Source organism: Silvania hatchlandensis, from assembly GCF_025564065.1.
GTDB lineage: Bacteria > Pseudomonadota > Gammaproteobacteria > Enterobacterales > Enterobacteriaceae > Enterobacter > Enterobacter hatchlandensis.
This window is the reverse complement of the sequence record NZ_JAMGZK010000034.1, coordinates 96,983-106,357: the sequence shown is the minus strand read 5'-3', so window position 1 is coordinate 106,357 and position 9,375 is coordinate 96,983. Positions and strand designations below refer to the sequence as shown.

Below are 9,375 nucleotides of genomic sequence, written 5' to 3'. Positions count from 1 at the left end.
TGGGTCAGATGGTCAGGCTGCCGACAAGAAGGGAAAGGGCCTTCCCGAGGGTGGTAAAGGAGAGGCCCTGGAGGTACACCACAGCCCCGAAAAAGGGCCAGTCAGTTGCTTAACTGACTGGCATTACCACTGACGTTGCCGTTTTGCTTTTACTCCGGCCACAGCCAGGCCGCACCGCGCACGCCGCTGGAGTCGCCATGCACCGCTTTACGGATTGGCGTTTCACACTCGCCGCCAAACACCCACTGCTTCACTAACTGAGGCACGGTGGTATACAGGCGGTCGACGTTGCTCATCCCACCGCCCAATACGATCACATCCGGGTCGAGAATATTGACCACGTGCGCCAGCGATTTTGCCAGCCGCATTTCGTAGCGGCTGAACGCCAGCTCCGCCACCGCGTCCTGCTCCTCCACCAGCCGCATTATCTCGCTGCCTTTCAGCGGATGGCCGCTCAGACGATGATAGTCGGTGGCGAAGCCGGTCCCGGAGATAAAGGTCTCGATACAGCCCTGCTTGCCGCAGTAGCACGGCACTTCGGCGCGGTATTTCAGCTCATCTTCATCCATCCACGGCAGCGGGTTATGCCCCCACTCGCCTGCGGTACCGTTACCGCCGATATGGGCACGGCCATTAAACGCCACGCCCGACCCGCAGCCGGTACCGATAATTACCGCAAACACCGTTTGCGCACCCGCCGCCGCGCCGTCAATGGCCTCCGACACCGCCAGGCAGTTGGCGTCGTTCGCCAGCCGCACTTCACGGTTCAGTCGCTGGCTCAGATCGCGGTCGAACGGCTGGCCGTTAAGCCAGGTCGAGTTGGCATTTTTTACCACCCCGGTATAGGGCGAAATAGAGCCCGGAATGCCCATCCCCACCGTCCCCGTCTGGCCGGTGGCGTGTTCCGCCATCTCCACCAGCTGGGCGATGGTCTCGATGGTCAGTCGATAGTCGTCACGCGGGGTCGGCAGACGATGGCGAAAAAGCTGCTCCCCCTGCTCGCCAAGGGCGATCACTTCTGTTTTGGTGCCGCCGAGATCAATACCAATACGCACAGGACACTCCTCATTTTTTTGATTATCAACAGAGTAGAAGCCCGCTACCCGATTAGCAATGCAAGCGATGCGACAATTCGCTATCATGCCCGCTGCATTTAACGACAAGGCCGTGGAAATTATCATGCTGTGGTTCAAAAATTTGATGGTTTACCGTCTCAGCCGCGACGTCGAGCTTCGCGCAGACGAGATGGAAAAACAGTTAGCCCTTTACGGATTTACCCCGTGTGGCAGCCAGGAGATGGCGAAAACAGGTTGGGTTCCGCCGATGGGATCGCAGAGCGATGCGCTGACCCACACAACCAATGGTCAAATCATCATCTGCGCGCGCAAGGAAGAGAAAATCCTGCCATCGCCGGTGGTTAAACAGGCGCTGGAAGCCAAAATTTCTAAGCTGGAGGCCGAACAGGGCCGCAAGCTGAAAAAAACCGAAAAAGATTCACTGAAAGATGAAGTCCTGCACTCGCTGCTGCCGCGCGCCTTTAGCCGCTTCAACCAGACGATGATGTGGATTGATACAGTGAACGGTTTAATTATGGTCGACTGCGCCAGCGCCAAAAAAGCCGAAGACACGCTGGCCCTGCTGCGTAAGAGCCTGGGCTCGCTGCCGGTGGTGCCGCTGACGATGGAAAATCCAATCGAGCTGACGCTGACCGAGTGGGTGCGCGCCAACAGCGTGGCGCAAGGTTTCCAGCTGCTGGATGAAGCCGAACTGAAAGCGATCCTCGAAGACGGCGGCGTGATCCGCGCCAGGAAGCAGGATCTGGTCAGCGACGAAATCGCGGTGCATATCGAAGCGGGGAAACTGGTCACCAAGCTGGCCCTCGACTGGCAGCAGCGTATTCAGTTTGTAATGTGTGACGATGGCTCGATTAAACGCCTGAAATTCTGCGACGAGCTGCGCGATCAGAACGACGATATCGACCGGGACGATTATGCCCAGCGTTTCGATGCGGATTTCATTCTGATGACGGGTGAACTGGCGGCGTTAATTCAGAGTCTTGTCGAAGGATTAGGCGGCGAAGCGCAGCGTTGAGGCTTCAAAGCGAAGAATCAGAGCCGGGTTAACCCGGCTCTTTTTTTTACAGGTAACGACACAGGTAGGACGCAGGTTCAGCCACCTGCAGGTGGAATTCGCTGTGGCCCGGCACGTTGAACACATCGCCTGGGTTATAGACCTTCCACTCGGTTTCACCCGGCAATAACACTTTCAGCGAGCCGCTCACGACGGTCATCTCTTCAGGCTGTGCGGTACCGAAGGCATACTCGCCTTCCGCCATCACGCCGACACTGGCACGGCCAGTAATGCTGCTGGTAAAACCAATGGATTTCACTTTACCGGAAAAGTATTCATTACTTTGAAGCATGGACTGGTCCTTATTGTCGTTGGATGTGAATCCAATATAGGGGTGACACTCCATGCCTGTCACGTAAAATCATTACACCAGTAATTCCGAGGCCAGGCGGGCAACCAGCACGTTGGAAAGCAGCACCGGTACGTCCAGCGTTTTTTGCAATAAGTCACGGTGACGCTGGTGAAAACCAAGGCAGTCGAGCATCAGCACGTCGGCCCCGCGATCCAGCAGATCCCGTCCGGCGTCAATCAGTTTTGCTTCGCTGTCCCAGATGGGATTGGCCACCGCAAGCAGCGGCGCATTGACCAGCCCTTGCCACTTCTGCGACTGGTTTTCCAGCAGTTCCGGGATCGGTACGATCACCCCAACCTGATGGCTGTCGACAATCGATCCCACCAGCGGCGGAATGATCCGCATTGGCTCCAGCAGGATCGCCTTGCGGGCAACCAGCCCGGTAATATTGGCGGTGCTCATCAGCAGGATCACGTCATAACCTTGATTATCGAGCACTTCGATCACGCTTTGCAGGGCACGCTCGATCTTGCGAAGCGAGACGTTTGCCAGCCCGCCGTCGCAAAGAAGCGTCGGCAACACTACGTCGCCGGCGTCAGGGGCGTAGTCCTCCATGACCTCTTCCCGACTCAACTTGCCCAGCAGACTGTGATGGGTAATTTGTTGTTCAGACACATGCTCGGTTAAGAGCGGTAATACTTCGCTTACCGGGACTACCCCAATGGTGAGGATCGCCAACGTTGCTTTCATCGTTCTCGCCTTTCTCTACTCACTACTACTGCCATGACACAGTCTCACTTCGCTGTACGATTTCTGTTCATTAATTAACCGCTGACAAGCGTAGCAGCTGTTTCAGAAGCCGGAATGTAAATATCCGGCGCTGAAAAACAATGTCGCTGTTAAACCTGAACATTCCCTCCATTAACGGTTTTTTCTGTCTGAAAAGTGTGACAGCAGCACGTTTTTTTCGCTTTCAGAAAAGGCTCAGGTCTTATCGGGATCTTCGTAACGCACTTTGGCATCCTGCGCTTCCTGCTCCGTTTCATGCTCGCTGATCAGCGAATCAGGTTTCGGATGGTCGGCGCGCAGTTGATACCAGGTGACGGTGTGGCCCGTGGCGCCCTTTTCAACGGCAACGATGCGGGCTTCACGCGGATAGGGAGGTCTGGTTGGCATAGTTCATCCTTATTTGATGGCTGAACTATCAGTATAGACTTCAGTTAACTGGCGCATGCCAGATCCAGCACCCTGACGATGTGCTGCACCACCTGGGCGGGAGTTAACGAGGCATCGACGATGTGGTGGGCGGCTTCGCGATAGAGCGCGTCGCGTTCGGCCAGCACTGCACTCACCTCTTCACCGATCGGCTTGCCGGTCAGTGTCGGGCGCTGTCCCTCTTCCGGGGACGCTTCCAGGCGTTCTACCAGCACCGGTACCGGGGCGCTCAGGTAAATCACAATCCCCTTCTCGCGCATAAACTGCCGGTTGTAAGGAGACAAAATAATGCCGCCGCCGGTGGCGATGATCCCGGACGCGGCGGTGACCGCTTCAAGGGTAGCCGTTTCGCGGGCGCGGAAACTCTCCCAGCCTTCCTGCTCGACGATCTCGGCGATGCTTTTTCCGGCGTGGGTCTGCAACCAGTGGTCGGTATCAACAAACTGACTCTGGCAAAGGCGCGCCAGTTCAAGACCGACGGTTGTTTTTCCACAGCCGCGGGGGCCAATTAAAAAAATAGGCTGGGTCATATCCAGGTGTTCCCCTTGAGGCCGCAGGCGTGCGGAGCGTGAAGTCGAAAAGCGCGCAATAATACCATTAAACTAGTACATAAAGTAAGCGTAAAAAATGTATTACATCAGGCGTGTTATTAAAATTACAATTCAGTCAATCCCAGAAATATCAGGGGTTATCCTGTAAAGAAATGATGGCATTGACGGGTGCGCTCACCTTACCTGAACCCACCTGCCGTTGACAACCCCACAACGCGCGTAGGGTAGCACAATCATTAATATAATGAGCGATTAGCCCTGACGACGCTTCACTTCCAGCAGCCACTTGTCCAGCTCTGCCGCAAACAGCTGCCGGTCGCGCTGGGATAATCCATCCGGTCCGCCGGTCTGGATACCGCTGGCGCGCATCGTGTCCATAAAGTCACGCATCGTCAGCTTTTCGCGGATTGTCGCCGGGGAATAGCGTTCACCGCGCGGATTCAGCGCGGCGGCACCTTTCTCCAGCACTTCTGCTGCCAGCGGAATATCGGCGGTGATCACCAGATCCTCCGGGCTGCACAGGCGCACAATTTCGTTATCGGCCACATCAAACCCGGCCGGTACCCGCATGGAGCGGATAAAGCGCGAAGGCGGCACGCGGATATTTTGGTTCGCCACCAGCGTCATCGGCATCTGAACGCGCTCGGCGGCGCGAAACAGGATCTCTTTAATCACATTTGGACACGCATCGGCATCCACCCAAATCGCCATGTTTTCTCCCCGGCTGACAACGTTGCGCGCCATTGTCGCCTGCTTTACACCCCAGGCAAAGCCGCAGACGCTTTAATGCTGCGTAAAAAACCGCGATAGGCTAAAGTTCCACAGACATAACAACGCTTAAGAGGGAGACGTGATGGACAAAAAAATCGGTTTTATTGGCTGCGGTAACATGGGTAAAGCCATTCTCGGCGGCCTGATTGCCAGCGGTCAGGTGCTGCCCGGCCAGATTTGGGTCTATACCCCGTCGCCGGACAAAGTCGCCGCCCTGCACGACCAGTACGGGATCAACGCCGCGCAAAGCGCGCAGGAAGTGGCCCAGGTCGCCGATATCGTCTTCGGCGCGGTCAAGCCCAATATCATGCTCAAAGTGCTGGGCGACATCACCTCCAGCCTGAATAAAGAGACGCTGGTGGTGTCGATTGCCGCCGGCGTCACCCTCGATCAACTGGCACGCGCGCTGGGTCACGATCGCAAAATCGTCCGCGCCATGCCGAACACCCCGTCGCTGGTTAACGCAGGCATGACGTCCATCACCCCTAACGCGCTGGTGACGTCAGAAGAGACGGCCGATGTGATCAACATCTTCCGCTGCTTTGGCGAAGCCGAAGTGATTGCCGAAGCGATGATCCATCCGGTGGTGGGGGTCAGTGGATCGGCACCCGCTTACGTCTTTATGTTTATCGAAGCGATGGCAGATGCGGCGGTGTTGGGGGGTATGCCGCGCGCGCAGGCCTATAAATTTGCAGCGCAGGCGGTAATGGGTTCCGCCAAAATGGTGCTGGAAACCGGTAAACATCCGGGCGAACTGAAAGACATGGTCTGCTCACCGGGCGGCACCACTATCGAAGCGGTGCGTGTTCTCGAGGAGCGCGGGTTCCGCTCGGCGGTGATTGAAGCTATGAGCAAGTGCATGGAAAAATCAGAACTGCTGAGTAAATCCTGACCGATTGCCGGGCGTCAGGCCGCCACTTCGGTGCGGTTACGTCCGGCATTTTTCGCCCGATACAGCGCGATATCTGCCGCTTTCAACCACTCCTGATAATGCACCATCGACGACGTTAACGGCGCCACGCCCACGCTGATGCTGAGCCTGACCTGCGGCGCAGCGGGCAGGTGAAAATCGGCCAGCCGCTCGTGGACCCGGGACATCGCCGCGATCGCACTTTCCGGCGACGTCCCGCTCATGATCACCGTAAATTCATCCCCGCCAAAACGCCCCACCATATCGCAGGCGCGCAGCGTGAGCTGCAGCTGACGGGTGACGGCGATGATCGCCTGATCGCCAACGTCATGGCCCCAGGTATCGTTAATGCTCTTAAAGTGATCGATATCGATCAGCAGAATGGTGGCACTGCGGTGGTAGCGGCGGCAGTTTTCAAATTCGGTGCGCAGCAGTAATTCCCAGTGACGGCGGTTAAACACCCCGGTCATCCCGTCCAGATTACTCATCAATTCCAGCCGCCGTTTATGCTCGGACAGGCGGGTAGTGGTGCGATGGCTAACCCAGGCGAAGAGCAGAGGATAGGCGACCAGCACTGGCAGCGCCAGCAGACTCTCCAGCGGCGTGCTGGTGTAATGCGGCTCCCCGTGGGTTAATTGCAGGGTCACGATCACCGCCAGGGTGGCCATCAGCGTCCCGGATCCAAACAGGCGCAACCCCCCTGTCCCCATCAGGTTCATGCCCATCATCATCACCAGCGCGGCGGTGGGCATTGAGTTCATCTCCATCAGGCCGATCCAGATCCCGGCAATAATGGCATCGACTTTGAGGTTCACAATTTCGCTATGACAGGGATCGGCGGAACGGGCCGACAGTTGCCAGGCCAGGTGGGGCCAGACGAACGCCCAGCCGACCAGCAGCAGCCACCAGCTCCCGGCGACCGACTCCTCAACCAGCACGCTGGCAACAGGGAAAAAGAGAATAGCCAGACCCGCCGTCCTCGGTAAACGCAGCCGACGCGCAAAACGCAAACCAGACCGGTAATGCTCATCTGCCGAACGAGGTTGATTTATTCCTTCTCGGGCAAAGGCTTTGGTATAAATGTTTTCATCATTCATATGATTTTGGGAATTCTCTGATCTGTATAGAATTTCCCAAATTATAGAAATGGTTACAAAAAGCTAAGTATGAAATTTCGGGTGAGCCGCCGCCGCGGCTCACCCTTTTGAACTAGACAGATTTCTTCAAACAGGCACTCATAAACTTGTTACGGTCATCCCCTTTCAGGGACTGCTCAGTCGCCTGTACGTTGCATTCACGCATCTTTTGCTGCTGCGGCGTCAGGCTTTTTTCGGCCGGTTTAGACGAGGAATTTTTCAGGCAATCGCTCATGTAAGTTTTGCGGGAATCGCCTTTCAGCGCCTGCGCGGTGGCCTGCTGATTGCAGGTGGTCATACGTTGCTGCTGCGGGGTGGGTTGTTTATCTTGCGCGCCCGCCGGGACGAGTGAGAACAGGCTGAATAGCAGAGTAACCAGCAGTGTGATTTTCATAGCACTATCCTTCAGTGAATGTTCACCCTAAGTCTGGTCGGTGCTGATAAAAAAACCACCCGACAGGGGAAAATTCCTGCCGGGCAGCGAGGTTACTTCAGGCTTAACGCCGCTTTCATGGTGTAGAACAGATCGGTTTGATCCGTCAGACCCACCACGTTAGCCGCATGCGGGCCGTAGGCCGCGATGCGCAGCTGGCTGCCGGTATGTTCCATCGACTCCTCTTCCGAGTTGCCGTAGCTCATTGCCATCACCGCACCGTCTTTGGTGGTCAGCGCCTGGGTCAGGCCCGGTGCTTTGGTGTCCGGGGCCACGATCTGGCTGGCATGGGCATGGTCAGCGGTAACAATAACCAGCGTGTTACCGTCCTGCTTCGCGAACGCCAGCGCCTTCTGCACCGCTTCGTCCAGATCGACGGTTTCGCCAATCTGTCCGCACGGATTCGCCGCGTGATCCTGCTTATCGATCGACGCGCCTTCCACCTGCAGGAAGAAGCCCTTTTCGTTTTTGCTCAGCAGGGAGATGGCTTTCTCGGTCATCGCCGCCAGGGTTGGCACCGAATCGTTACGCTTAGGATTTGGCGTACAGGTTACCGCAGGCTTATCAATATTACCGTGATAGCTGGCTTTCGGCCCTTCCCAGCGCACAGGCATGTTGCCCTCAGCAAACAGCCCCAGCAGCGGCTTATCCTGCCCGGCTTCGGTAATGGCGGCCAGGGACGAGGCGTCGCTCACCAGCTGGTAGCCGCGCGCCTGCGCCTGCTCACGCAGGGTTTTGCCCGACCATTCGCCGGTGGTTGCGGTTTCAGCGAAGGTTTTCGCCCCGCCGCCCAGGGTGACGTCAGCCCGGGCATTCAGCAGCTGTTCGGTGATCGAGCCTTTGCCGCCTTTTTCCAGCGCATTGCTGGCGCATTTTTCGCTGGTTACCGTCGGGCCATAGCATTTACGTGAGGTCACGTGGGCCACTAATGCTGCCGGTGTCGCATCCTGTAGTTCGGCCGTTGAAACGTTGCCGGTCGCCAGCCCCGCCGCTTTGGCAAGCTCGAGGATGGTCTGATGATCTTTCTCGTGGATATCTACACCCAGCGCGCCGTTATAGGTTTTCACCCCGGTGGTCCACGCGGTGGCAGAGGCGGCAGAATCGGTGACGTAATCCGGTTTGCCGGATTTTTTATCCAGCGAATAGTGAGTGTATTGCCCGGTCAGTGGCAGGGCATCAATGCCTTTGAAAAAGCCACCCGCGCCTTCGGCGTAATTACGCGCAGCGGTAATTTCGGAATCGCCCATCCCGTCGCCAATCAGCAGAATAATATTTTTAGCCGGTTTGTCATTCAGCGAGGCGCGCAGGGCAGCGGTCTGATCTTCTGTCAGGCGACGCGCGCCGCCTGGCTGGGTGATATCCCCCTGCGCGGCACGGTTTTCCAGTACCGGATGGGTAGCCGCTGTTTCTGCATAAATAACGGGGGTAAATAATAAGGGCATTAATGCGATATAAAGTGCGCTCTGTTTCACTTATTTCTCTCCATGTAGAAATACATCAAAAAAATAAAACAGAGCGACTATAGGCATCAGATATGACGGTTCTATGACAGCAGGCGAAAGACTGAAGGTCACTAGCTGCGCGGGTGGTGCAACAATTTGTTCACATACTGCTGGAGCATTTCGCTGTCATGGGCGGGGACTTCAGCATCGGGCCGGGCTTGCTCCAGCGCCCCTTCAATGCTTTTGATCAGCGCCTGCTGATCGCTTTGCGCCATCTGGCGTAACAAAGCTGTAACCACGATCTCCAGGGCTTCGACCTGCGCGACCAGCTCTTTTGACTCTTCTTCCTTTTCTGCCAGCTTGACCAGCAATTCAGCGATGAGATTTTTCACAGCACTATTTCCTTAGCGGTTTTTTCTGAACTTAGCACTCAGTGAACAGCTTGCAAAGTGGGTGCAAGTATTATTTTCAGCAAACGGAACGGATTTTTGTGAA

The 9,375-nt window shown here is 56.4% G+C and carries 13 protein-coding genes; 3 read left to right on the top strand and 10 right to left on the bottom strand.

Annotation, left to right across the window (positions count from 1 at the left end; translation table 11 throughout):
- Positions 1-113, top strand: a 113-nt coding sequence (locus tag M8014_RS01855; RefSeq protein ID WP_271280868.1) for a hypothetical protein, incomplete at its 5' end; no start/stop codon positions are given.
- Between the two features lie 36 nt (positions 114-149).
- Here M8014_RS01855 and mak read toward each other — a convergent pair.
- A complete protein-coding gene (gene mak, locus M8014_RS01850) occupies positions 150-1,055 on the bottom strand; it encodes a fructokinase (protein WP_271280862.1) in 906 nt (301 codons plus the stop codon).
- A 124-nt stretch (positions 1,056-1,179) separates the two neighbouring features.
- Between mak and rdgC the strand changes: the two genes are divergently transcribed.
- Positions 1,180-2,091 carry a recombination-associated protein RdgC gene (gene rdgC / locus M8014_RS01845; protein ID WP_271280861.1) on the top strand — a complete coding sequence of 304 codons (912 nt, stop codon included), beginning with the start codon at positions 1,180-1,182 and terminating at the stop codon, positions 2,089-2,091.
- A 46-nt stretch (positions 2,092-2,137) separates the two neighbouring features.
- Here rdgC and ppnP read toward each other — a convergent pair whose 3' ends face one another.
- The 5 genes from ppnP to M8014_RS01820 form a co-directional block, all read right to left on the bottom strand.
- Entirely contained in the window at positions 2,138-2,422 is a 285-nt protein-coding gene (gene ppnP, locus M8014_RS01840) for a pyrimidine/purine nucleoside phosphorylase (RefSeq protein WP_106992107.1), read from the bottom strand.
- A 72-nt stretch (positions 2,423-2,494) separates the two neighbouring features.
- Positions 2,495-3,172 carry an AroM family protein gene (locus M8014_RS01835; protein WP_271280860.1) on the bottom strand — a complete coding sequence of 226 codons (678 nt, stop codon included), beginning with the start codon at positions 3,170-3,172 and terminating at the stop codon, positions 2,495-2,497.
- Positions 3,173-3,406: 234 nt separating this feature from the next.
- Positions 3,407-3,598, bottom strand: a complete 192-nt coding sequence (yaiA, locus tag M8014_RS01830; RefSeq protein WP_271280859.1) for a protein YaiA — start codon at positions 3,596-3,598, stop codon at positions 3,407-3,409.
- Between the two features lie 44 nt (positions 3,599-3,642).
- Positions 3,643-4,167: a shikimate kinase AroL gene (aroL, locus tag M8014_RS01825; RefSeq protein ID WP_271280858.1), complete on the bottom strand. Its 525-nt coding sequence runs from the start codon at positions 4,165-4,167 to the stop codon at positions 3,643-3,645.
- A gap of 273 nt (positions 4,168-4,440) precedes the next feature.
- Complete coding sequence (locus M8014_RS01820) at positions 4,441-4,899, bottom strand: YaiI/YqxD family protein (protein WP_271280867.1); 459 nt, start codon at positions 4,897-4,899, stop codon at positions 4,441-4,443.
- Between the two features lie 142 nt (positions 4,900-5,041).
- Between M8014_RS01820 and proC the strand changes: the two genes are divergently transcribed.
- Positions 5,042-5,851 carry a pyrroline-5-carboxylate reductase gene (gene proC / locus M8014_RS01815; protein ID WP_271280857.1) on the top strand — a complete coding sequence of 270 codons (810 nt, stop codon included), beginning with the start codon at positions 5,042-5,044 and terminating at the stop codon, positions 5,849-5,851.
- A gap of 14 nt (positions 5,852-5,865) precedes the next feature.
- On the opposite strand, the gene adrA is transcribed toward proC, so the two are convergent.
- The 4 genes from adrA to iraP all read right to left on the bottom strand — a co-directional run bounded on the left by adrA (position 5,866) and on the right by iraP (position 9,272).
- A complete protein-coding gene (gene adrA / locus M8014_RS01810; RefSeq protein WP_271280856.1) occupies positions 5,866-6,966 on the bottom strand; it encodes a diguanylate cyclase AdrA in 1,101 nt (366 codons plus the stop codon).
- Positions 6,967-7,078: 112 nt separating this feature from the next.
- Positions 7,079-7,399 (bottom strand): phosphate starvation-inducible protein PsiF, encoded by a 321-nt coding sequence (gene psiF / locus M8014_RS01805; protein ID WP_271280855.1) that lies wholly within the window; start codon positions 7,397-7,399, stop codon positions 7,079-7,081.
- Positions 7,400-7,491: 92 nt separating this feature from the next.
- Positions 7,492-8,910 carry an alkaline phosphatase gene (gene phoA, locus M8014_RS01800; protein ID WP_271280854.1) on the bottom strand — a complete coding sequence of 473 codons (1,419 nt, stop codon included), beginning with the start codon at positions 8,908-8,910 and terminating at the stop codon, positions 7,492-7,494.
- A gap of 101 nt (positions 8,911-9,011) precedes the next feature.
- On the bottom strand, positions 9,012-9,272 hold the full coding sequence (iraP, locus tag M8014_RS01795) for an anti-adapter protein IraP (RefSeq protein WP_271280853.1): 261 nt from the start codon (positions 9,270-9,272) through the stop codon (positions 9,012-9,014).
- Between the last annotated feature and the right edge of the window lie 103 nt (positions 9,273-9,375).

Coding starts and splice junctions, on each gene's coding strand:
- yaiA (WP_271280859.1), bottom strand. CDS start 3,598: ATGCCAACCAGACCTCCCTATCCGCGTGAAGCCCGCATCGTTGCCGTT.
- adrA (WP_271280856.1), bottom strand. CDS start 6,966: ATGAATGATGAAAACATTTATACCAAAGCCTTTGCCCGAGAAGGAATA.
- aroL (WP_271280858.1), bottom strand. CDS start 4,167: ATGACCCAGCCTATTTTTTTAATTGGCCCCCGCGGCTGTGGAAAAACA.
- ppnP (WP_106992107.1), bottom strand. CDS start 2,422: ATGCTTCAAAGTAATGAATACTTTTCCGGTAAAGTGAAATCCATTGGT.
- proC (WP_271280857.1), top strand. CDS start 5,042: ATGGACAAAAAAATCGGTTTTATTGGCTGCGGTAACATGGGTAAAGCC.
- M8014_RS01835 (WP_271280860.1), bottom strand. CDS start 3,172: ATGAAAGCAACGTTGGCGATCCTCACCATTGGGGTAGTCCCGGTAAGC.
- psiF (WP_271280855.1), bottom strand. CDS start 7,399: ATGAAAATCACACTGCTGGTTACTCTGCTATTCAGCCTGTTCTCACTC.
- M8014_RS01820 (WP_271280867.1), bottom strand. CDS start 4,899: ATGGCGATTTGGGTGGATGCCGATGCGTGTCCAAATGTGATTAAAGAG.
- rdgC (WP_271280861.1), top strand. CDS start 1,180: ATGCTGTGGTTCAAAAATTTGATGGTTTACCGTCTCAGCCGCGACGTC.